The sequence below is a fragment of the Flectobacillus major DSM 103 genome (assembly GCF_000427405.1).
GTDB classification, from domain to species: domain Bacteria; phylum Bacteroidota; class Bacteroidia; order Cytophagales; family Spirosomataceae; genus Flectobacillus; species Flectobacillus major.
Map to the genome: position 1 here is coordinate 847,093 of NZ_KE386491.1, position 24,212 is coordinate 871,304.

At 37.7% G+C, this 24,212-nt stretch carries 16 protein-coding genes; 9 read left to right on the forward strand and 7 right to left on the reverse strand.

All coding sequences use genetic code 11. The annotated features are described in order from the left end of the window. Positions 1 to 356: 356 nt before the first annotated feature. From FLEMA_RS0105365 to FLEMA_RS0105375, 3 genes are all read left to right on the forward strand, one after another. Positions 357 to 2,537, forward strand: coding sequence for a S9 family peptidase (locus tag FLEMA_RS0105365; RefSeq protein ID WP_229359353.1), 2,181 nt, complete (start codon positions 357 to 359; stop codon positions 2,535 to 2,537). Positions 2,538 to 2,949: 412 nt separating this feature from the next. After that, positions 2,950 to 4,089 (forward strand): FIST signal transduction protein, encoded by a 1,140-nt coding sequence (locus FLEMA_RS0105370; RefSeq protein WP_026994578.1) that lies wholly within the window; start codon positions 2,950 to 2,952, stop codon positions 4,087 to 4,089. A gap of 4 nt (positions 4,090 to 4,093) precedes the next feature. Continuing rightward, a complete protein-coding gene (locus FLEMA_RS0105375) occupies positions 4,094 to 5,614 on the forward strand; it encodes an ATP-binding protein (protein WP_026994579.1) in 1,521 nt (506 codons plus the stop codon). Positions 5,615 to 5,616: 2 nt separating this feature from the next. Here FLEMA_RS0105375 and FLEMA_RS0105380 read toward each other — a convergent pair whose 3' ends face one another. Together FLEMA_RS0105380 and FLEMA_RS0105385 are read right to left on the reverse strand one after the other, a co-directional pair. Further along, a complete protein-coding gene (locus FLEMA_RS0105380) occupies positions 5,617 to 6,306 on the reverse strand; it encodes a LytR/AlgR family response regulator transcription factor (protein ID WP_026994580.1) in 690 nt (229 codons plus the stop codon). Beyond that, on the reverse strand, positions 6,303 to 9,191 hold the full coding sequence (locus tag FLEMA_RS0105385; protein WP_026994581.1) for a PAS domain S-box protein: 2,889 nt from the start codon (positions 9,189 to 9,191) through the stop codon (positions 6,303 to 6,305). Before FLEMA_RS0105385 ends, FLEMA_RS0105380 begins: the two co-directional genes overlap by 4 nt. Before the next feature lie 846 nt (positions 9,192 to 10,037). On the opposite strand from FLEMA_RS0105385, the gene FLEMA_RS0105395 reads away from it, so the two are divergent. After that, on the forward strand, positions 10,038 to 11,174 hold the full coding sequence (locus FLEMA_RS0105395) for an MFS transporter (RefSeq protein WP_026994583.1): 1,137 nt from the start codon (positions 10,038 to 10,040) through the stop codon (positions 11,172 to 11,174). Positions 11,175 to 11,199: 25 nt separating this feature from the next. Here the strand turns inward: FLEMA_RS0105395 and FLEMA_RS0105400 are convergent, their stop codons facing one another. Next, positions 11,200 to 12,036, reverse strand: a complete 837-nt coding sequence (locus FLEMA_RS0105400; RefSeq protein WP_026994584.1) for an O-methyltransferase — start codon at positions 12,034 to 12,036, stop codon at positions 11,200 to 11,202. Between the two features lie 31 nt (positions 12,037 to 12,067). Further along, positions 12,068 to 12,454, reverse strand: coding sequence for a Co2+/Mg2+ efflux facilitator ApaG/CorD (gene apaG, locus FLEMA_RS0105405; protein ID WP_026994585.1), 387 nt, complete (start codon positions 12,452 to 12,454; stop codon positions 12,068 to 12,070). Positions 12,455 to 13,186: 732 nt separating this feature from the next. Here apaG and ung point away from each other — a divergent pair. The 3 genes from ung to FLEMA_RS67580 all read left to right on the forward strand — a co-directional run bounded on the left by ung (position 13,187) and on the right by FLEMA_RS67580 (position 16,222). Then, a complete protein-coding gene (gene ung / locus FLEMA_RS0105410) occupies positions 13,187 to 13,852 on the forward strand; it encodes a uracil-DNA glycosylase (RefSeq protein ID WP_026994586.1) in 666 nt (221 codons plus the stop codon). Between the two features lie 171 nt (positions 13,853 to 14,023). After that, positions 14,024 to 14,698 (forward strand): GDSL-type esterase/lipase family protein, encoded by a 675-nt coding sequence (locus FLEMA_RS0105415; protein ID WP_044170863.1) that lies wholly within the window; start codon positions 14,024 to 14,026, stop codon positions 14,696 to 14,698. Positions 14,699 to 14,767: 69 nt separating this feature from the next. Then, the gene (locus FLEMA_RS67580) at positions 14,768 to 16,222 is read left to right on the forward strand and encodes a TlpA family protein disulfide reductase (RefSeq protein ID WP_159102654.1); all 1,455 of its coding nucleotides are present in this window, start codon (positions 14,768 to 14,770) and stop codon (positions 16,220 to 16,222) included. Between the two features lie 104 nt (positions 16,223 to 16,326). On the opposite strand, the gene FLEMA_RS0105425 is transcribed toward FLEMA_RS67580, so the two are convergent. From FLEMA_RS0105425 to FLEMA_RS0105435, 3 genes are all read right to left on the reverse strand, one after another. Next, positions 16,327 to 16,629, reverse strand: coding sequence for a DUF4286 family protein (locus FLEMA_RS0105425; RefSeq protein WP_026994588.1), 303 nt, complete (start codon positions 16,627 to 16,629; stop codon positions 16,327 to 16,329). Between the two features lie 76 nt (positions 16,630 to 16,705). After that, positions 16,706 to 18,856 carry a WG repeat-containing protein gene (locus tag FLEMA_RS0105430; protein WP_026994589.1) on the reverse strand — a complete coding sequence of 717 codons (2,151 nt, stop codon included), beginning with the start codon at positions 18,854 to 18,856 and terminating at the stop codon, positions 16,706 to 16,708. Positions 18,857 to 19,045: 189 nt separating this feature from the next. After that, positions 19,046 to 22,048 (reverse strand): FAD-binding and (Fe-S)-binding domain-containing protein, encoded by a 3,003-nt coding sequence (locus FLEMA_RS0105435; RefSeq protein WP_044170866.1) that lies wholly within the window; start codon positions 22,046 to 22,048, stop codon positions 19,046 to 19,048. Between the two features lie 304 nt (positions 22,049 to 22,352). Between FLEMA_RS0105435 and FLEMA_RS0105440 the strand changes: the two genes are divergently transcribed. Both FLEMA_RS0105440 and FLEMA_RS67585 read left to right on the forward strand, forming a co-directional pair. Next, complete coding sequence (locus tag FLEMA_RS0105440) at positions 22,353 to 23,594, forward strand: ABC transporter permease (protein ID WP_026994591.1); 1,242 nt, start codon at positions 22,353 to 22,355, stop codon at positions 23,592 to 23,594. Between the two features lie 94 nt (positions 23,595 to 23,688). After that, the gene (locus FLEMA_RS67585; RefSeq protein ID WP_052353965.1) at positions 23,689 to 24,108 is read left to right on the forward strand and encodes a DUF8785 domain-containing protein; all 420 of its coding nucleotides are present in this window, start codon (positions 23,689 to 23,691) and stop codon (positions 24,106 to 24,108) included. Positions 24,109 to 24,212: the final 104 nt, after the last annotated feature.

Genomic DNA, 24,212 nt, shown 5'->3' on the forward strand with positions numbered 1-24,212 from the left:
TAATTCTGAAAATACTTTGCTACTAAAGATATTACATTCTAACTTTTTGCATGAATAGCTCCTTAATTGATAAGCCTCATCAAAGTATGTTCACTTGACTACCTTATGAATCACAACATACTTGGAATGACTCATGTTTGATTTTTGTAGTATTCCGCTAAATAGTTTTTAGAAAGACACGTCTATTGATCGCTTATCGAGATACGGGTATGTCAGCGGTTAGCTTTTTATCTATAACACCAAACCCTAATGTACGCTACAACTCCTCTTTGCCTCACAACCTTTTATGTGGTCTGGATTGGGAATCTGTGAAAAAACCAGTATTTTGCCCTATCAATTAAAACAAACTATCATTTATGAAAACAAACATGAAGCATCAGCTTATACCTTTTCTTCTGTATATGCTGATATCCTTTTCACCATTTGCCCAAAAAATTACATGGAATACCGATGGTGGTAGCTACACTACTTTAGAAGCTGGTCAGGTAGTAAGCGTTAATCCGCTTTCAGGTCAAAAAACCGTTTTGGTATCTAAAGAACTTTTAAAACCCTCTAATTCCTCAGAAAGCCTTAAACTAAGAAGTTATTCTTTTTCATCAGACAAAAACCAGGTTTTGCTTTATACCAACACCAAAAAAGTATGGCGTTTAGATACCAAAGGCGACTACTGGGTGCTTAATTTGGCTACCAAACAACTTACCCAATTGGGTAAAAAATTCCCAGCTTCTACCTTAATGTTTGCCAAGCTATCGCCCGATGGCTCAAAAGTGGCTTATGTACAACAAAACAACATTTATGTAGAAGATATTGCTACCAATACTATTATACCTCTTACTACCGATGGCACTACCAAGCTTATTAATGGTACTTTTGATTGGGCTTATGAAGAAGAGTTTTTTTGTAGAGATGGCTTTCGCTGGAGTCCCGACGGGAAGTCTATTGCTTATTGGCAGATAGATGCCAATACAATTAAAGATTTTTATATGATTAATAATACCGATTCGGAATATTCAAAAATTGTACCTGTTGAATATCCTAAAGTTGGACAAACGCCGTCGGCTTGTAGAATTGGCGTAGTAGCTTTGGCTACTCAGCAAACTACTTGGTTGAAAGTTCCGGGAGAAATCAATAATAATTATATTCCTAAAATGGAGTGGATTCCCAATTCAAATGATGTGATTTTGGAACAACTGTCTCGTAAACAAAACGAAGCGAAGCTTTTTGTTTGTCAGGCTCAAACAGGCGAAGCAAAAGTGATTTTTTCGGAAACAGACGAAGCTTGGGTTGAGTTTAATAACAGAGGAGGCGAGGCTATAGGCTGGGACTGGCTCAACAACGGTAAAGAGTTTTTGTGGGTATCTGAAAAAGATGGCTGGAATCATTTGTATCGTATTGGCCTTGATGGAAAAGCGAAATTATTGACCATCGGTAACTACGATGTTATAGATGTTTTGAGCTACAACGAAGCCGAAAATATCGTGTATTTCACCGCTTCGCCCGATAATGCCAGACAGCAATATTTGTACAAAACCACTTTGGACGGCAAAGGTAAATTGGAGAGAGTTACGCCAAAAGAACAAAGCGGAACACATAACTACCAGATTTCGCCAAATCAAAAACTAGCTTTTCATTCGTACAATAGTACCGAAGTAAGCCCTATCAACGAAGTAGTGAGCTTGCCTGCTCATAAGGCTATCAACGAACAGGAAAGTATTGTAGCTAAGCTAACAAAAAACAAACCTTCCAAACGCAAAGTAGAATTTTTTGATATTAAAACAGCCGATAATATTACGCTAAGTGCATGGATGGTAAAGCCCGCCAACTTTGATTCGACCAAGAAATACCCTATCGTATTTTATGTTTATACCGAACCTGCTGGAGCAACAACCAAAGATGAGTTTTATACAGGGTTCAATAATTTGTACTTAGGTGATATGGCCAAAGACGGTTATATCTATGCTTCGATAGACGGACGAGGAACGCCACTACCCAAAGGTAGAGCATGGCGTAAAGCGATTTATCGCAATATTGGTCAAATCAATATTCGTGACCAAGCTATGGGAGCAAAAGAGTTGTTGAAAAAATCATATATAGATACCTCTCGGGTTGCTGTTTGGGGATGGAGCGGAGGAGGCTCAACTACCCTCAATTTATTGTTCCAGTATCCAGAAATATACAAAACAGGAATTGCAATTGCAGCCGTAGGTAACCAGCTTACCTACGACAATATTTATCAAGAAAGATATATGGGACTTCCTCAGGAAAATAAGGAAGATTTTATTAAAGGCTCGCCTGTTACTCATGCCAAAAACTTACAAGGGAATTTGTTGTATATTCATGGTACTGGCGACGACAATGTGCATTACCAAAATGCCGAAATGTTGGTCAACGAGCTTATCAAATACAACAAACAGTTTCAGTTTATGCCTTATCCCAACCGTACACATAGTATCAGCGAAGGTGAAGGTACAGGTTTGCATTTGGCAACATTGTTTACTAATTATTTAAGAAAATATTGCCCACCAGGTGGAAAATAGGTGCTAAGCGTAAAGCAAAATTTTTTATGAAGGTGATAGCTTGTTCAATTAGCGGGCTATTACCTTTGTTTTTACCAAAAAACGATAGAATATTACAGTTCGTCGAAATTTTTACAGCAAGCCATTTTCATTGATTATGTTTGTAAAATGTCAAAGTCTTGGTTTATTGTATAACAAGCCATCAATTCAGTATTACTATGCCCTCAAAAGTTGGATTGATTATTGCGAGGAGAAATAGTAAGGGAAAAAGAATAAATAGTAGAGAAACAATCTAAGTATAGGTTGATATTTTAAGGGAAAGCTATCAATTAGTACAATTATCTCGGTGTTTGTTCTTGCAAGTAGCTTTAGGCCAATTCAAAGCTCATGACCTTGAAGAATTACTGCAAAAAATACACAACTTCGCTGAAAAATGAAAATCCGTCAAATTGCTTATCGCTCGAATAATTGGGAAACCTTGCGGCAGGAAGAAGGTTTTTTACCTGAAAATGCACAAATCGTTCTTGCATTTGGAGAACGAAAATTACTAGAAAGTGTATCCTCTTATGCTTATCTTCGTTCGCAATTTCCGCAGGCTTCCATTGTAATTAATTCAACTTCGGGTGAAATCTTTGACGATGGCGTTTATGATGGTACAATCGTAGCAACAGCAATTGCTTTTGAGGCTACCACTGTAAAAGCTGTACAAGTAGATATTGAAAGCCATGCTCAGAGCTTTGAAGTAGGTAAAAAAATTGCCGAAGCATTGATTGCACCAGATTTGACCAATATCATGATTGTTTCGGATGGTGGGCGGGTCAATGGAAGTGGCTTGGTAGCTGCCCTCAATGAGAAAACACAATATAAAATACCTATTACTGGTGGATTGGCTGGCGACGATGCTCGCTTTGAAAAAACCTTGGTTGGGCTGAACCAAGAGCCACAAGAAGGCAAAATTGTAGGTATTGGCTTTTATGGAACATCGTTACAGATTGGGCACGGTACAATGGGAGGATGGGATGTATTTGGCCCAGAAAGAGAAATTACAGAGTCATCTTATAACATACTGTATTCAATAGGCGACAAACCCGCTCTGGATTTGTATAAAGAATACCTTGGCAAATATGCCAAAGATTTACCGGGGGCAGCCTTGTTATTTCCGCTTTCGATGCGAATAGACACAGATTCTGAGCCTTTGGTAAGAACAATATTATCTATCGACGAAGAGACCAAAAGTATGACTTTTGCGGGCGAAATACCCAAGCATGCTTATATCAGATTTATGAAGGCCAATTTCGATAATTTGATAGATGCTTCGTCGGAAGCAGCCGAAAGCTCGTTGAAAGCTTTGCCTCGTAATCCTGAATTAGCTATTTTGATTAGTTGTGTTGGTCGCAAACTGGTGCTAGGGTATCGTACAGAAGAAGAATTGGAAGTTGCCCGAGAAATTTTTGGCAACGAAACCGTTATTACTGGATTCTATTCTTACGGTGAAATTTCGCCCCTGAAAGCAGAAACCAAATGCGAATTACATAATCAAACTATGACCATAACGACTTTTATTGAGAATTGATTTTATGCAAAACGACAACTTACATAAGCTCCTTGCTAAGCAAGCCAGCAAATTCCTAAACCCCGATTTACTTAGCAATCAGGAGTTACAGAAATTTCTTAGTGTAGTGAGCGATTCCTATTATAATTTTGACAGAGACAAGGAGCTTTTTGAACACTCGTCGGTACTAAATGAAAAGGAGTATGCCGAGATTAATGTCAGACTTAAAGAGGAAATAACCCAAAGAAAACAGTCTATCGAAAAACTTATCGAAGCTATTCATTCGCTAGAGCTGAACGATAATAATCAAGTACCTGATTTCGATGCTGATAATTTGTTATTGTTGGTTGATTTTTTGCAAAAACAAATTGATAACCGAAAGAAGATGGAAGCCGAGCTGCGTCATGCCAAAGATGCCGCCGAAAAAGCAACGCAAGCCAAGTCCGAATTTTTGTCGATGATGAGTCACGAAATCAGAACGCCTTTGAATGCTATCGTTGGAATGACTTATTTGATGCAACAAGAGGAGTGTTCGCCGACAATGGCTGATAACCTTAAAACACTTCAGTTTTCGACCGATAATTTGCATGTACTTATCAACGATATTCTTGATTTTAGTAAAATAGAAGCTGGAAAAGTAGAATTGGAAGCTACTAATTTTGACTTCAAGCAATTAGTTTCTAATATCAAACGTGCAAATCAGGTAAAAGCTGAGGAAAAAGGCAATAGGATTCGCCTCATGGTAGACGACGATATTCCTGATTCGTTGGTAGGCGATCCACTGCGTTTAGGTCAAATTTTATCTAACTTGGTTTCCAATGCCGTGAAATTTACAATGAATGGTAATATTTCATTAGAAATTTCGCTGGTTAGCAAAACCGAAGAAAATGCCGAAATATATGTTTCTGTAAAAGATTCGGGTATTGGTATTGCTGCCAATAAGCAAGATTTAATCTTTGAAAGATTTACACAAGCCAATTCTGAAACTACTCGTAAGTTTGGTGGTACTGGTTTGGGGTTGGTGATTACCAAAAAACTGCTTGAATTACACGGTAGCAAAATACAGCTAGAAAGTGAAGAAGGAAAAGGAGCGAAGTTCTTTTTTATACTAAACCTCAAAATTGGATCGAGTATCAAGAATGTACCTACTCAAATGGAAAGCTTCAACGAAGTTAGCCTAAAAGGGGTAAAATTGTTGTTGGTAGAAGATTACCCTGTCAATGTAAAAGTGGCATCGAAGTTTTTATCGCGTTGGGAGATTGATTTTGATGTAGCCGAAAATGGTTTGGTAGCAATAGAAAAATATAAATCTACCAAATATGAGGTGATATTGATGGACTTACTAATGCCCGAAATGGACGGTTATACTGCTACTCAGAAAATTCGGGAAATGGATAAAGAAATCCCGATTGTGGCTTTGACAGCCTCGGCTACGCTCAACAACCAAGATAGAGCTTTTGAAGTAGGCATGAACGATTATGTAACAAAACCATTTAATCCGAAAGAGCTATTTCAGAAAATTGCAAGATATAGCCATCGTCATTAAGATTATAGCATGTTTAAGCGATTCATTAGCTCTGATTTGTTGGCTCTACTAATAGGAATAACCTTGTTGGCTATAACGAGGTTATTCTCTTCTATATCTACAATCTTTTCGAGGTGAACAATATACGAGCGATGTACTCTTAAAAACTGTTTGCCAAGCTTTTCTTCCAGTGACTTCATGGTAGTATGTATGATATAAGCCTGTTTACTGGTATATATCTTGACATAGTCGCCAATATTTTCGATAAACTGAATATCTGAATAAGGTAGTCGAATATAACGGCCTTCGTGTTTGATATAAATTTCGTTGTGCTGAGCTTGAGTATTTTCTTTCTTTTGGCTTTGTTCCAATACCTTTTCTACAGCCAAATTGAATCTTGGCGAAGTAATAGGTTTTTTCAAATAATCAGTAACTTGGTATTGAAAGGCATCGTAAGCATACTCTGTTTTAGAGCTTGTCAAGATAACCTGTGGCATAGTTGTTATTTTTTCGAGTAAATCAAATCCGCTCAATTCGGGCATTTCAACATCTAGCCAAATCAAATCAATTTCATGTTGTTCTAATACTTTAAGGGCTTGTTCTGCATTTTCACAAGAAGCAATCAATTCTAAAGAGCTATTTTGTTCGCATAATTTTTGTAGAGATTTTCTTGCCATTAATTCATCATCTACAATAATACATTTTAACTTCATCGTTTTTCAAGGTTTTGTAAGCGGAACAACTCTTTTTCTAAGGTTGGTACAATTTGCTGCAAAGATGCAATAAACCTAGAAATTATTGCTTTTAATTCTTCGTATTCTGGCTTTTCTACCGCAATTCTTTCTATTTCTTGTAATTGTTTTTCTAAATAAGTAAGGCCAACCATACCCAAGGTTGGTTTGAGTTTGTGAGCTAACTTTTTTACTTCCATAAAGTGTAGCTGCTCATTGAGGGTAATTAGTTCATCAAATTCGGGCAAAACATCGTTCAGGAAAGTATCGAACATATCGGTTTGGTAGCCAATATCTCCTTCGTACATTTCGTCGAGCCGCTGAAAGTCGATGACGTATTCCTGTGCTGTGGAAGGTTCTTCTTGCGTTTCTTCGGGGATATTTGCCACTTCATCAACAGCTTTGGCATATTTTTGTAACATCTCAAATAGCTGATTTGGGGCAAACGGCTTGGGAAGGAAGTCGTTCATACCAACAGCCAAAGCCTTAACTTTTTGGTCGAGCATAGCCGATGCCGTTAGAGCCACAATCGGAATACTTTGGTTTTGAGATTGGGTACTTCTAATGGCAATGGTAGCCTCGTAGCCGTCCATGTGAGGCATTTGTAAATCCATAAACACAATATCAAACTTATGCTTTTGAATTTGCTCTACTGCTTGTCGCCCGTCGGACACTACGGTAAACTGGCGGTGCCATTTGCTTAATAAGCTAGAGATATACTTTTGGTTCATAAGGTTGTCTTCAACTACCAAAATATGTCCATTTTCAAAATCTTTGCTATTAATAAAATGACTGCTAGCGGGTTGCTGTACAATTGTTGTGTGTCCTTTGCGATATGGCAATACAAACGTAAATACACTTTGTTGGCCTTCTATACTGGTTGCACTAATACTACCGCCTTGTAGTTCGATAAGTTCTTTGGTAATAGCTAGCCCAAGGCCAGTGCCTTTTTGTTTGTGTCCTTGATGATTTACTTGTTTGAATTTCTGAAAAATCAGTCCTAGCTTTTCTTCAGAAATACCAATACCAGTATCGGCTACCTGAAATTCTAGTAATACTTCATCTTCGCTAATAATATCTACCTGTTTGACACTAAGCTCAATACTACCTTTTTCGGTAAATTTGTCGGCATTACCCAGCAAATTCAATAGAATTTGATTTAGCAATAGGTCGTCGCCAATATATGTACCATTGACTTTTGAATCAATTTTTACCTTTACATCAATAGGACGTGTACCTATTTTGATTTCAAATACTTTTTGAACTGTTTTGAGAAGACCCACCAAATCAAACTCTCTATGATGAATTTCGATTTTGCCTGCTTCAATCTTGGCCATATCCAATAAGTCCGAGATAAGTCCATGAAGGAAATCGGCCGAGCTTCTTAGTATTTCGAGGTATTCAAATTGTTGGGCATTGGGATGAGTATCGAACAACAAATGAGCCATACCAATAATGGCATTGAGAGGCGTTCGTATTTCGTGGCTCATATTGGCCAAAAACTGCTTTTCTGCTTGTCGGGCATCTTCTGCAATTTGTTTGGCAAGGCTTAGTTCTTGTTCAAGGAGCTTACGTTCATTAATATCGTAATGAATACCTATCGAACCCGTAGTAATACCATTTTCGTCAATAATAGGAGCACCACTAATGAGCGTCCATAAAATAGAACCATCTTTTTTGATAATAGGTACTTCGTACGAGCTACTACTTCCTTGTTTGCGAAGCTTATCCTGTTCTTCCAAAATTTTCATATAAGCAGGTGGAAGAAAAAGCTGTTGGGCATTTTTACCCAAGAGTTCTTCCTCTTTGTAGCCAACCATTTTACAAAACTTATTATATGCTCGTACAATAGTTTGGTGGTTGTCTACCTCAAGCAAGCCCAGTTCCATGTTGTTCATGATACCTCGGTACTTTTCTTCACTTTTACGGATATTTTCTTGGGCGTGGTACTTTTCGGTAACATCGTTATAACGCCACAAATGCCCCATATAGTGATTATCGATAAAAATCGGAATATAGTCTCGTTCCAGAATCCGCCCATCGGCCATATAGATGGTTTCATTGACCAACATCTGGCGGTTTTTTAGAAGGGTATTTACCTTGGCAATAAACTCTTCGGGTTCTTGAAAATGCTCCTTCAATTCGTTCATTGCTACCGAGCAGTCGATACCAATAATAGATTCAGGTGGAGTTTTGATATGTAAAATATCACAAAGGAATTGATTGATAAGGATAATTTTTCGGTTTTCATCCTCTACCAAAATTCCCGATTGCATATTAGAAATAAGCGTCGATAGCCTAATCTGAGTGCTTTTTAGGGCTTCTTCTGTGACTTTGCGGTTGGTAATATCTCGGGCAACAGCTACTAGTTCAAAAATATCACTTTCTTCAATAAGGCGTACTGTTTGCCCAATCCACACAACGTTACCATTTTTGGTGTATACAGGAAATTCGTTGTAAGTACTTTCCTTGCGAAGTGTTACCATTTCAGCATAGAAGCTGATAAGTGACTCACGGTATTCGGGAAGTACTAGTTCAGCAAAGTGTTTGCCAACAATTTCGGTTTCGGAATAGCCAAGGCATTGCTCTACGACAGGGTTGACAAAAGAAAAATAGCCATCGGGCGACATTTTGTAAATAATATCCTGAACCGACTCAATTAGTTGCTTATATCGACGCTCGCTTTGTCCAAGTTCCGATACCTTTTCGTGTATTTGAGCTTCGAGTTTTTGGTTGAGTTTGATAAGGCTCTGGTTGGACTCAAACAGTTCCAACGCTTTACTCTCAAGCACTAATTCGGCCTGTAAACGGGCTTTTTTTTCTTGTGCTAACTCTAACTTTAGGAGCTCTATTTCGTTCGTGTTCATTTATTTTTTCACTATTTCAAAATCTAACTTTACTACCAGACTCTTTTTTTGGGGGTATTGTGTGAAGGCATTTTATCCTGAACTATGGCTGGATTTTGCAATATTCCTTTGGTAATGTATGGCGGTAATCTGGTGTTGGAATATATCAATAGCCTTCCTTATGGCAGTTGAGTAAAAAGCCTTGGTTGTATATTGGATAAAATCTATATTTTTTGAAGTTACAATAGCCAATAAATAATGATATTTTTTTGGCGATACAATATTCACAAGCTGATTAAATAAGTAATTCAAATTAATTGCAAGTTAGGTTGTTGGACAAAATTAGCTGGTCTTTTCACATATATACTACTAGGTATTTTTTGTGGTTGGTATCTCGAATCAAGGAAGATAAAACCAACAGTTACCAAGTATTTGTTCAATTACTTAGGCTGGGTAAGTGTACAAATAAAGTATATTTTATTGATTGTCAGGTGCTTGTGTATTATTGTGCAATCTGATTTTTAATTTTTTTAAAAGGCTATTGAGGAGGATACCCGTATTTGTACCACAAGTAGTAAATTATTCAAAGAGAATATCGTGCCGTATATAATACATTAAGCAAAAAAAACTTATAATAAAACAATGCTTTTGATGATATTTGAAACCGAATCAGCGATGATTGAATTGCGATAGTAGTACCAATTTATCAATATTTTTCAGAAATACGAAGAAATTCTATTGCTGAATATTTATTAATAGACAAAGTTTTAATGAAAAAGCGTATTTTACGTATTATCCAAAATTAAGGCTACTAAAATACTACTAATCTGTTTTTTCTCAAATGAAGTATAAAATTAATCATATATCATGTATTCTCAGCGAGTAGCTAAATATATTGTTGCATATTCTATGTTGTTGGTTACCTTGGCTGTGAATGTATCAATGCCTTTATTTAGGATTTATGCCCAGCGAGCAGGTTTAGGAAACGGCCAAACTGCCTTGGTTTTGGCTTCTTATATTTCGGGGATGTTGCCTTGTTATATCTTTTTAGGAGGTATTTCGGATAAAGTAGGGCGTAAACCTATTATGTTATTGAGCGTTATTTTTGCTTTTATTGCTACAAGTATTATTACCGCTTTTCCAGATGTTTATGCTTTGATATTTGCCCGATTTTTTCAGGGAATATCTTTGGGGCTGAGTATGGGGACAGGGACAGCATACTTGACCGAGATTTTAAAATCAGAGAAAAATCCTGCTACTCAAGCAGCCAATTTGGCTTCATTTTCTACAGCAATAGGGTTTAGTGGAGGAGCTTTGGCCACTACTTTATTGCTGTTACAAGAGTTTACTCTTGTGCCACTGAGCTATTATATTTTGTTGGTAATTACCTTTGTTGGCCTAGTACTGATGATTAAATTACCCAATTTGCCCCCGATAGGAGGAAAGGTTATGCGTTTGCCTTATTTTCCAGATGGCTCGTTTGCTGTCAATATGGGTATTGGTATTTGTTGGGCTATTACGGGTACTATTATTGCTATTGTACCAGGGCAGTTGGCTCACATGGGGCTTTCTGCTTTTGCGGGCTTTTGTTTGGTACTGATTAATTGGACAGGAGCTTTCTTACAACCTTTTATTCGAGAACTTAACCCGCAAAAATCTGTCAAAATTGGTTTTATATTACTACCAATAGGTTTTGGGCTAATCATTGCTGGATGTGCTTATGAGCAATTCTGGATTATATTATCGGGTACAGCTATGATTGGGATGTCGGCATACGGGTTTAATTATTTGGGTGGTTTGGCTATTATTGCCAACTTGGGTGGGGCCCAACGTGCTAGAGCCGTGGCGGGATATATGTTTTTTGGATATATTGGCTTTGGTATTCCCGTAATTTTGTTGGGTTATTTGTCCGATGCTCTAGGTATTGTAAATGCTTTGTTGTTGTTTGAGGTAGTGATTATAGCATTGGTAGCCTATTTTATTAATAAAATAGGAACTAAATAGGAGTAATTAATGAGGCTTTTCGCACCTAAAATTTGAGTGTAAAATGCTGTTTGGGCTGTTTGTTACGAAAAAATACTAAACCTACAAAAAACAAATCTATTGTTATAAATACCTTGGGATGAGCCTTGATATATTGCCAGGCCTGATACATTTCGCTAGACCAATGAATGTCATCAAAAACAAATAACGACGAAGCTGTAGCCTTATTCAAGCAAGCTTCAAAGTACTGGATAGTGGGTTCGTACCTATGATTGGCATCAAAAAACGCAAAGTCTATCTGAGGTACTTGCTCGATTTGATTTTGTAACGTTTCGTTTAAATTGCCTATTACAAGTGTGATATTATTGGCTTGAAGTTGCTCAAAATGTTTTTGGGCATACGCTGCTGTTTGTGGGCATCCTTCAAAAGTAAAAACCTGAGCCTGTGGGTTGCCATGAGCTTGGTATAACGTAGTAAGCCCAAGTGATGTCCCTAGATCGAAAATAACTTGAGGTTGAAAAAATTTCACCAAGCGATAAAGCAGTTGCCCAAATTTGCTAGGCTTTTGGGCGCTACGGGCAATCTGTCCGATAGTTCTTTGATTATTTTTATAGACTCGCGAGCCTGCCCCAAAATCAGTAATAGTAATACTACTGGTATTGTGAAGAAGGCTTTTACGAAGTTGCTCGATCTGAGCAAACAAGCTTTGATTTCCTTCAATATTACGAGGGGTATTGGCATCGTCAGGAATCATTCTGACGAGTTGGAAATACTTACTTTTACTCGACTTAATAACCCGACAATATAGTTCAAAAACAAATGGAGAGTGTATCGAATGCTCGTCCTTGGCTTTTATAAGGTATTTGAGATAATGCTGAATCAATGGTTATACTTTGTTAACTGAAGGCAGATGCCTAATTGAGACGGTAGGGGGCTGTCATGGTAAAATCAGGAATAACTACATTGAATAGTTTGCCATCAAATACCCTTTCCATTTGGTAAGTACCAGCCATTTTGCCAATAGAAGTATTGAGGTTACAACCACTCGAATACTCGTGCGATTGCCCTGGTTCAAGGGTGGGTTGTTGACCAACTACCCCCTCACCTTCTACTTCACGAATAAGGCCATTGGCATCATAAATATACCAGTGTCTGCGAAGTAGCTTAACTGTAAAATCACTTTCATTTTCAATTTTGATTTTGTAAGAAAATACAAAATGAGCATGATATGGATTAGAATATTCAGCTTGATATTCTGTTACCACACTTACTTTTACACCGTGAGTTATTGCCGATACCATAGATATAATATTCAAAAAGTTCCGAACTTCTTAAGTTTTGTTTACCAACACGACCCCTCAAATCATCCATTGGTAGGGTTGCTAAGCGAGTTGGCTGTTGAGTGATTCACTATTGAGTAGTTAGATAAATCCTATATTTGAAGTAATGATGTCCAAAGAATTTGGGCTTTTGCTTCAGAAATTATAGAATACCCCACTGTTGAATCTCAAAATATTGTACTGATTATTAAGTACTCTGTACTTAATAGCAGCACTACAAAATAAATGGAGTAAATAGTCAAAAACACACACAGAATTAAAAAATCAACCTTCTTTCGTTTTTGTGTTTTCTATATTAACCCTATAAAATTAAAGATAATTCCTTGAAACAGTAACCATCCTCATTTAAAAGTTATTGTGTGCAAAGCTAAAATACGTAGATTTGCTACAAATCTACATGAGGAAATTTGATTTAGAAGAATGGATACTTACAAAAATTAATAAGATAAGAAAACTGTATTTTTGCCAAATCAGATAAACACTACTAAAGATGCCTTATTACCAATAATTTAGGGGTTATTATTTTGGGGTATAAAGCTATACAAACGAAAGAAGAGATTTCAGCTTTAATATTTTATAAGTCAACAAAACACTTTTTTCTACGTATTTTATAATGTAGTCATTTTGTCCAATTCTAGGTTTGTAGTTTCAAGTGTGTGTGCTTTGTCTTAATTTTACAAAATTATCATCTATATGAATGTAAAAATTGCTGAGTCTTGGAAAACAAGGCTTGCTGATGAATTTGAAAAGCCTTATTTCACCAATTTGGTAACATTTGTCAAAAACGAATACGCCAATCATGTGGTGTATCCTCCAGGGAAATTGATTTTTAATGCCTTCGATAAATGTTCTTTTGACGATACCAAAGTAGTTATTTTAGGTCAAGACCCCTATCATGGGCCACGTCAAGCAATGGGTTTGTCGTTTTCGGTAAACGATGGTGTGGCACTACCTCCGTCATTGGTCAATATTTTCAAAGAAATTAAAGATGATTTGGGAATAGATATGCCTACTTCGGGTAATCTCGAACGCTGGGCAACACAAGGCGTTTTGTTGCTCAATGCTACGCTTACGGTACGGGCAAGTACGGCTGGCTCTCACCAAAAACAAGGTTGGGAGCAGTTTACAGATGCTGTTATTAAGCGTATTTCAGACGAAAAAGAAGGGGTAGTATTTATGCTTTGGGGAAAATATGCCCAAGATAAAGGGGCTGTAATCAATACCCAGAAACACCTTGTTTTGAAATCGAAACACCCTTCGCCTATGTCGGCCAACCAAGGTGGATGGTTTGGCAACAAGCATTTTTCGCAGGCCAATGTGTATCTTGAAAAAAATGGGCAAAAAACTATAGAATGGTGATAGAATAGATGAATGGTAAGTTATGTGGATGTAAGTGTTTTTTAAAAGCTATATTTTTTCAAAACCATCATTAATGCTCAATGAATCATTAGATTAGTGTTCACTCCACGAAATAAATACCTCCCAATTCCCTAAATCACACAATTACATTAAAAACACTATTCAACTCAGATGAAAACACACAATCTTATCTCAAAAACACTTTTCATTTTACTATTACTTGTATCATTTGTAGGTTTTACGCAAAATCAATTTGAAAAAGAGATACTCGCTTTTGAAAAGCAAGATTCGCTAAAAATGCCTGTACCTCAAAAAATATTGTTGGTAGGTAGTTCTTCTTTACGGCTTTGGAATACTTGGCAGCAAGATTTGCAAGGTTTTCCTGTTATCAATCGAGGTTTTGGAGGCTCGCAAATGAGCGATGCCAATTATTATTTTGATAGAATTGTGTCAAAATACAAACCCGCTTTAATTCTATTGTATGAAGGTGACAACGATATTAATGCAGGTAAATCTCCTGAAGTAGTATTTGCCGACTTTAAAGAATTTGTAGGAAAAGTAAAAACACAATTGCCCAAAACCAAGGTAGTTTATATTTCTATTCGTCCAAGTTTGGCACGATTGGCGGCATTAGAAAAACAAAAACTGGCCAACCGTTTGATTGATGATTATTGTAAAAAAGAGAAAAAACTCAAATACCTGAATGTTCATGACGATTTCTTTTTACCTTCTGGCGAGCTAATGCCAGATATATTTGTGGCTGATAAGCTTCACCTAAATGCCAAAGGGTATACTATCTGGACCAAAAAAGTACGAGGATACCTAGAGAAAAACTGGAAAAAATAAGTTATAGATACATCTGTTTTAGACAGAGTTACGTATATTATTATGTTGTCTAATAGCTCTGAAAATTATATGAAAAAAATATTAATTACTTGCTTATTATTTGGTATAAGCTTAGTTGCTCAATCACAGCAGGCTGTTATCAATATCAATACAACAAATGCAATTGGTGATACCCTCAGGGTTTTGTACGACCCTCTGTATTTGGGCATAAAACCCCAAACACAACAGTTTGTTATTGATAAAAGCAACCAAGGGAATAGTTTTCAGGTAGGAATAGCCAGCGAGGGAATCGTTGAGATAAGATATAAGCAATATCAACTGCTGATATATTTGACGCATGCCAACCAAACTACGATTGCGTTTGACGGCAAAGATTTTCAAAAATCGTTAGTAATCAAGGGCGATCAAGCTTTAGAAAATCATTTTTTGAATGGATTCTACCAAAAATTTGCTGATAATTTTAGTTCGCCTAAAGTACTGGCCAATGCCCAAAATATACCCATTGATACTTGGGAAATGGAGCTGTTTGATGCCAAAAAAGCTCAATCTGATTACTACAAAAAGTATGTGGATTATCCGAAGTTTTCAGCATCGTTCAAGCGTTATCTCGAAAACCAAATTCGCTGGAATTATTGGTATTATATGGTGGCCTATCCAATTGTCAGAGGCAATGCCAATACGACACAAACCAAAGTGATGTCGTTACCTAGCTCGTTGTTGGAGGGTTTAGATACCAAAAAGATTACCGACGATGCCCTAATCGCGTCTTCTTATCGCAATTTCTTGGTGTATTATGTTACCTATTTCAATTCAAAAAGCCATGATTTTGAGAAATATAAAGATATGAGTAAGGCCATGATAGACAAGCATAAGTTTGCCCGTGAAAATCTACCAATTCAGTCATATCAGTTTTTCTTGGCGTATCTGCTTTATACCCAGTGCGACCAAGTGCTACCTTCGGTGGCTCGAAATACTTTTGAAGCTCTTAGCGTAACCCCCGATGCCGATAGAGTGGCATTGTTGGTAAAGGAAAAATGCAATGATATATTGACGAAGAAAGAAGTAGTGGTACAACCAGCCCCTAAAGGCGATAAAAGTAATTCTTTCAAAGCTATTTCGCTGCAAGGCGATACCATATCGTTGGCGAGTCTAAAAGGGAAAGTAGTATATATAGATTTTTGGGCATCGTGGTGCAAGCCTTGTATTCAGGAGTTTCCTTTCTCTAAGTTGCTCTACGACAAATTCTCTAACAAGCAGAAAAAAGATATAGTATTTTTATATATTTCGATTGATGAATATGAGCAGAATTGGAAAAAAGGTGTTCAAAACTACAATTTACAAAATGGACTAAATTTACATTCGGTAGGAGGCTGGGAGTCGAATGCGGCAAAGGTGTTTAATATTCAGTCTATCCCAAGGTATATTATGATTAATAAAAAGGGTGAAATTGTACAAAAAGAGGCCAAGCGACCAAGCGACCCTCGTATATTCGACGAACTAATACAATTATTGGAAGCCAAATAGAAGCAGGCTTTCAGAACTATTGGGTTGATATAGCCAAAGCTTTTATCTTGTCCGAGATATTCTATTCTTGGACAAGATAAAAGAAGCAACACTTCACAAATTTGCTATAACTCCTGTAGCAAGCTTGCAAAGAATACATATTTTCCTCGATAACGCTCATCTACTTTTTGGATAATATCATCAAAATGAACCGTTTCAAACGTCTCGAAAGTTTCGGGTGTTTCAAAAGAATATTGAAACGAAAAAGTAGAACCTCCATTATTCACTTCTGTTAATAATTTGAGAACTTTGAAACTGGTTGGTAAACCTGTTTGCATAACCGCAGGAACATGGTTTGATTTCATCCATTGAAGAAAATCTAACTCCTCGTTGGTATCGATATTGAAAGTAATATTATGTAATAACATGGCATAAAAATTAAAATCCATTACCTTGAATTAGGTAATGGATTTTGCAAAAATACAACAAAAAAACTGAATCAGTTTATTGGTTGGCAAGTTTTCGGATTTCGTCAAACTTGCCGCAGTTGGTTACACAATCGCCGAGGCTATTGAGAATATATTTACTACCGCTGGTATCAATTAGCTCAAACTGCTTGGTAGCAGGTAAAATATTGATTTCGCTAAAATAACATGGGGCAATTTTGGCATTGAAGCGGTTGATAATACCGAGTTTGCCACCACCTTTAGAAACAATCGCTAAGCCATTGTTGAATGGCCTGATTTCGTCATAATCGAAGGCTATCTGTACTTTCCCTTTTTTGTCGATAAAGCCATACTTATTATTGTCAAACTTTACGCCATATAGCCCCTCTGTTGAATAAAGCATTTCTTTGTAGGCGGGCTTGGCTACGACCTTTCCAGAGGTATCAATAAGCCCCCATTTGCCTTCTTTTTGCACAGGGAATAGCAAGTTGCTATCGTATTTCCGAATAGATTTATAGCCTTGGGTAGTAATACGTTTTACATTGTTTCTTTCTACCAAGTTAAATTCCATTTCGTCATCGCCGTTTTTGGTAGGGGTAAATGTTTTGATGACAATATAGCTACCATTAAAAATAGTATCGGTGGTGGCGTATCTGATACCAATAGGAGCTACTTCGTTGGTTTTGCCAATAATCATTGTACCCGACTTATCAAAAACCATGTCTACTTTACAGTTGCCCGAAGGCATACTACAGTTTTTGGCATTTTCACGAACAACCACCAAACCAAATTTATTGAAATTGGCCACTTCATCAAATGCCAGAGGAATCACCTCTGTACCATCGTGCTTGATATATCCACAACGTAAGGCATTGTTGTTACCATCTTTACAAGCCGAAATAAGGCCATATTGATTGAAAGTACCCAACGAACGATAAATAGGCTCAATAACAACTTGTAGGTCGGTATTGATAAAGCCAAAATACTTGCCATCTTTTACCTGAGCCAATCCATATTTATTAAATTCGCCAATAGCCTGATAGGTTTTGCTGATTCTCAAATCCTTGAAGTCGATAATTTTAAAACCTGTTTCATCTTTGGCCAATCCCAACGAAACTACCGCAATACTTGGGTCAATTTGAATATTGCTGATGCTTTCAAAAGTGGGTTTAAGCCTGATATTGCCATCGGTATCCATCAAGCCCACTTTTTTATTTTGTTCAATAATCATCCATTTGCCTTGTTCGGTAGTCGAATTTAGGTTGTCGTATATTGGGTCGATTTTTACGCTACCGTCTAGTTTAATCAGTCCATAATATTTACCAAGCTTTATACGGAAAAGGTCTTTGTTGAAAATACTAATGTCGTCGTAGTATTCAGAAAGCACTTTTTTACTAACATCGTAGCTATTATCAATAAGGGCAAATTTTCCATTTTTAAACTTTGCAACACTAATTCCATACTTTAAGGCTTTAGCATCTACAATATTTTCGAGGGCTTCGCTTTCGTTGCCATATACATCTATAAAATACCATTCATATTTTTTGACCAAAGCTTTTCCGTCGTTAAAAATATCGGCTTTATCAAATTGGCAAGGAATCACTTCGTCGCCACAATAGTTAAGAAAGCCAAATACTTGGTCTTTTTTAATACGGGCAAAGCCTTGGTGAAAGTTTTCGACAAGGCCATAGCGTGAGTTACCTTTAAAGTTTTCGAGAGGAAAGCCTACGATTTCTTCGCCATCGAGGTCGTTCATTTTAATATAATTACCCTCATTTTTGGATGAAAAACACTGGGCAGAAACCACATGCGAATGTCGACGCTTGATTTCACTTTTTTGTTCAATCTGAAAAATATCTCGGATATTGTCAGTCTCAATCGAGCGAATATCGGCTTTGTATTTTTTGTCGAGCTTGGCTAAATACAGCGAAAAGGTTTCATTGGCTAGGGTTCGTTCGCTATTGGAAGCCGATAGTTCGTTGGACAAGGTACTTTTGTTACCTTTTTCCAAAACTTCTAGGTCTTTTTTGAGCTGAGAAATAGCATATTTGCGAGCAATAGCTACCGATTCAACACGTTCTTTGGCGTGCATATCTCCAATGAAAATGTTGGAAGAATCTTTTTTGGAGGATGCTAGCAACTGATTTTGCTGTCCAAAGCCATGTTGCCAAAAGCTAGAGAGTAGCGAAAGGAGTAATAGTTTTTTCATGATACTTAGTAACTTCTATACTTTGGGGTCGGGTTATACTAAAATTGTATTAAAAGGAATAGTAAATTAAGTCCTATTCTTTATTAAAATCAAGTATTGGGCAAAAATACTTTATTTTGTTCGTACTCCTTAATTATGCAGCTTTCAGAATAACCATCGACAGCGTTATTCTGAAAGCATATTTGCTCTTTAATCGTTCAGGGCATTCCATAAAATTTCTACTGGATGCAGGGCTATACGGTTAGTTCCATCCTTAATTTGGTGGCGGCAGCTTGTACCTGGAGCTGCAATAATTACGTCGTTGCTTTGTTGGCGGATTGTAGGAAACAATACCAGCTCTCCGATTTTCATGGAGGTTTCGTAGTGCTCTTCTTCATAGCCAAACGAGCCTGCCATACCGCAGCACCCCGAAGGAATAAGCTGTACTTCGTAATTTTCGGGCAATGACAATAATTTTTTGGTAGGTATTAGCGACGATAAAGCCTTTTGATGACAATGCCCGTGCAGTTTTATAAGCTTTTTCTCTTTGGTAAATAAGTCTTTGGTAATACGTTTTTTGTCTATTTCCTGTGCCAAAAATTCGTCGATAAGATAAGTGTTGTCGGCTACTAATTCGGCCTGAGCACGGTATTCGGGTGGTACTAAGTCGAGATATTCATCACGCAGTGTCAAAATTGCCGAGGGTTCTATCCCCAAAATAGGACTTTGGTCTTCGAGTGCTTTTGCCAGTAATTGTACATTCTGAATGGCTATTTTCTGGGCATCTCGGACCAAACCTTTCGACAAATAGGTACGTCCACTTTCTAAGTGCATCGGAATATGTACTTCGTAGCCCAAGGCTGTTAACAACAAAATGGTTTTTTGCCCAAGCTCAACGTCGTTATAGTTGGTAAACTCATCACAAAACAAATATACTTTACCTTGCTTGCGTGCTTTGCTAGCCTTAGTTTTGAGTGATGCAATACTATTTTTTTGTCTTTTCTCCTGTGTTTTTAGGCGTTTTATTTGCCAGTCTCGTAGGGTGGTTTTACCCAAAGTAGGCAGTGTTCTTTGTTGTGCAAAGCCAAGCGTTTTTTTGATAAGCTTACTAGTAAAAGTATTGCTAGCAAAGAAATTATAAACCCTTGGCATAAGCATACCCAATGCCTGCGATTGGGTGAAGTTGCCCACCATTTTGGTTCGGAGGGGTATTCCATTGGTATCGTAGTAATGTTGCAAAAACTCAGCTTTCATTTTGGTAATATCTACTTGCGAAGGGCATTCAGATTTACAACCTTTGCAAGAAAGACACAAATCCATCACTTCCTTGATTTCTTCATGAGCAAATCGGTTGGGCTTATCTGAATTGGTCAAAAACTGTCGAAGTACATTGGCTCTTGCTCGGGTAGTGTCTTTTTCTTGGCGGGTGGCCATATAACTTGGACACATAGTACCGCCTGTTACTTGTGTTTTACGGCAGTCGCCCGACCCTGAACATTTTTCGGCCAAGCGTAAAATACTTTCTTGTTTGCTAAAATCAAAAATGGTATCAATTTGTGGTTTTGCTTTGCCTGCTTCAAAACGTAGAAACTCGTTCATCGGCGGAGTATCCACGATTTTATGGGCATTGAAGATATTTTTGGGGTCAAAGATTTTCTTGATTTCTCGGAACAAGCCATATACTTCTGTACCCATCATATATTCAATAAATTCCCCACGAAGTCGACCATCGCCATGTTCGCCACTCAACGAGCCACCGTATTTTTTGACCAATACGGCTGTTTCTTTGAGTACTGTTCTAAAAAGCTCTTTACCTTCGAGGGTTTTGAGGTTAATCATTGGCTCAACGTGCAATTCGCCAGCACCAGCATGGGCATAATAAGAGGCATTGAGCTGATGTTTGGCCAAAAGCTCTTGTAAATCGGCGATATAGTTGGGTAAATCTTCGGGCAAAACGGCACAATCTTCAATCAAATTAACAGGTTGAAGGTCGCCAGGAAGGTTTCGGATAAGCCCCAAACCAGCTTTACGAACATCCCAAGCGGGCTTGGTATCTTGCCCTCTAATAATCGGATAAGCATAACCATACCCCGCAGCCTTCAGCTCGTCAATCATGGTATTGGCGATTTGAGTGATTTCGTCTTGGCTATTGGCCATGAACTCAACCATCAGAATAGCCTTGGGGTCGCCCTCAATAAAAAAGCGATTTTTGTGGTACTCGTGGTGTCCGTTGGTAAAATCTAATATATACTTATCTACCAATTCTGAGGCCATAGGGCGGTATTTTAGGGCAATCAGGTTGGCATGTAGCGAGTCGGCAATAGAGTTGCAGTGGATACACACAAGGGCTGCTTCTTGAGGAGGCAGTGGTAATAAACGAAGCTTGGCTTCCGTAACAAAAGCCAGCGTTCCTTCCGAGCCTGCCAGTAATCGACAAAAATTAAAGGTTTTTCCCGAATTATGTTGAAAAATTTCATTGTCACTGAGGATGTCTAAGGCATAGCCTGTATTTCTTCGTGTCAACGATTTTTTAGGAAAAGCTTTTTCAATAGCGTCTTGGCTAAAAGGATTGTTGAGAGCTTTATGGACTTCTCGATAAATATCGCCTTCTAAGTTTTGTAGTCGGGCTTTTTCATAGAAAGCAGGCTTTTCTATATCTTCAAAAGTCGTTTCAGTACCATCGCTCAATAATACTTTGGCTGCCAAGAGGTGGTCACGGGTGTCGCCCCAAACAATAGAATGTAACCCACACGAATTATTACCAATCATTCCACCAATCATAGCACGGCTTGAAGTAGAGGTTTCGGGGCCAAAAAGTAATCCATAAGGTTTTAGGATAGCATTGAGGTCATCACGGATAACTCCGGGTTGTACACGTACCCAACGCTCGGAGGTATTGATTTCGAGAATTTGGGTGAAATATTTTGAAATATCTACCACAATTCCCTTCCCAACCACCTGCCCTGCCAGCGAAGTACCCGCCGACCTAGGAATAAGTGTTATTTGGAACTGATTGGCTAGCCGAATTAAATGTTGTAAATCGGTGGTATTTTGGGGAATGGCTACAGCAAGCGGTTTTTCTTGATAAACGGAAGCATCTGTAGAATAGATAACTTTTTGGGCTTGGTGAGCCGCAGAATTATCAAAGTATAGCTCTCCTTCAAATTGAGCTTGTAAATTTTTGAAATCGGAAATCGTAATTTTTTTAGACATGCGATTCAGCCATATTAGCCAAGCTTACCTTGACCCAGTGCCGTATTAGTACTTGATGAAAAGAAACCTATGGACTATAAAAATAGACCGTAAATTTAAGATTTAGCAGGGCATTTTGTATCAAAGTTTACAACTTTATTTCCAATCCTAAACTTATATTACCACTCATGCTAAAGAAAATCAAGGTTGGTCATTTCCTGATTTGTTTTCTTTGCTAATGCTTGTAATTTTATCTTGCTAAAATAGCCAGCATACGCCAAAATGCGTAGTGTATTAGATAGCTAGCTTATCCAAATCTGACAATATGAAATTTCTTCGACAAATTTTTGAAAGTCTTCGTTTTGCCCTTCAAGCTTTACGAACCAATTTACTCCGAACAACCCTTTCTTTATTGGGCGTAACAGTAGGGATTTTTTCTATTGTAGCGGTTTTTACGGTCGTAGATTCTATGAATATGAATATCAAAAGCCAGATTGATGCTTTTGGTAAAGGAGTGGTATATGTAGGCAAGTGGCCATGGATTATGAGTAATTCGTACCCTTGGTGGAAATACATCAATCGTCCTAATATGAAATATTCCGAATTTCAGTATTTGCAAGATAACCTTGAAAATGCTCAGGCAGTATCTATTATTGACGGTCGTCAAACTACCTTGAAAAATGGTAACAACAGTATGGAAACCCGCTTGATAGGCGTAAGCTATGATTATAACCAGATTTCGGATGTACCTGTAGAAGATGGCCGTTATTTTATGCCAAGCGAAACCGATAATTCGGCTTTTTCGGTAATTCTAGGAGCAAAAGTAAAAGAGGCTTTATTTCCTAACAGAGCCGAGATAGTAGGCGAAGTAATAAAAATCAATGGTATAAAGTTTAAAGTAATTGGTACAATGAAGCTCAAAGGCGAAGACCTACTCAGTTTGGGGGGCTCGCCCGACGACCGTGCCTATATTCCTTATACAACTTATGCCAGTTTGTTTCAGCGAGACGAACCTGAGCCAGATGTTGCTGTAAAAGCATTTGACTGGGATAATGGGCAGGAGGCTCTCGAAGGTGAAGTAACAGGGCTAATGCGTGGGCGTAGAGGCTTGAAGCCAACCCAAGACGATAACTTTTCGATTAACCGCCTCGATGGAGCTGTTAAGTTTTTTGACTCTATTTTTGCCCAAATGAATGTAGGAGGCTTTTTTATTGCTCTATTCTCGTTGTTGGTAGGGGGCTTTGGTATTGCCAATATCATGTTTGTTTCGGTAAAAGAGCGTACCAATATTATCGGCATCCAAAAATCGCTAGGAGCTAAAAACTACTTTATTTTGTTTCAGTTTTTGTTTGAGTCGGTTTTGTTGAGTTTGATTGGTGGCTTAGTAGGTATTGGAATAGTCTGGCTGATTGCCCAAATACCAATGGGCTCATTGACTTTGGTGCTTACCTTCAAAAATATCTTTTGGGGCCTATTTACATCCACTATTATTGGGATTCTTTCTGGAATTATTCCAGCGTGGTCGGCGGCTCGTATGGACCCCGTTATTGCCATTCGTTCAAAATAGGATAAGATACAAGAGACTGAATTTGTAAACGTTCATAAAGTTTTGCAAATTTGATTGTTCCAAAGTACTTAATAATCCTAAAATATATAACACTATGGCCTTTAACGAACATATAAGCTCTGCAAAACAAGCAACCTATGCTTTTTTTAGAAAACTATTTATTACAATCATTGTATTAATTATACTAGCCGTGGTGGGTTCTTTTGCCCTTACCAAGGTTGCCTATTCAGAAGGCGAAAGAGCTGGGGTTGTCTCAAAATTCTCGAAAAGAGGTGTAATATTCAAAACTTTTGAGGGCGAACTCAATGTGGGGGCTCAGGGGCAGGTAGGCAATATGGTAAATAATATGTGGTCGTTTACTGTAAATGACAACGACCAAAAAGTTGTACAAGCTCTGGAAACTGCCATGTTAACAGGCAAAAGGGTAAGATTGCATTACGAACAGCGATATATGAAGTTTTCGTGGATGGGTGAAACCGAATATTTTGTAACACGTATAGACTTTGCACCTTAGGTGAGGCAGAGTGTTTTTATAATAGAGGCCTTTTGTTTGTATTTATTGGAAAAAAGTACACAACTGTTAGGCATTTATTGATTATTAATCAAACAAGGCGGTCG